This is a genomic window from Ochrobactrum sp. SFR4, from assembly GCF_019730395.1.
Lineage (GTDB): Bacteria > Pseudomonadota > Alphaproteobacteria > Rhizobiales > Rhizobiaceae > Pseudochrobactrum.
In genome coordinates, this window is sequence record NZ_JAAPBB010000833.1 from 1 (window position 1) to 267 (window position 267).

Annotated in this window: 1 protein-coding gene; it reads left to right on the forward strand. The window is 51.3% G+C overall.

Features of this window, described 5'->3' with window-relative positions; all coding sequences use genetic code 11:
- On the forward strand, positions 1 to 267 hold a 267-nt coding region (locus tag HBA93_RS21415; protein ID WP_221724597.1), incomplete at both ends, for a DUF2244 domain-containing protein.

Here is a 267-nt window from a genome sequence, read left to right on the forward strand (position 1 = left end):
GGCCTTCCGGCTTAATTATCATGCTGCACGGCAGCGGGAAGAAATCAGTGTCTCCCGTGAGCAATTGCTCATCCGGCAGGTTTCCGCATCCGGACATATTCGCGCTTATCAGTTTAATCCGTTCCGCACACGGTTCCACATTACCCGCAAAGATGATATCGGCATTACCCAGATGCAATTGCAAAGTGATGACAGATCGCTGGATATCGGCCGTTTTCTGCCACCCGATGATCGTGAGAGCTTTGCAACAGCTTTTTCCAACGCCCT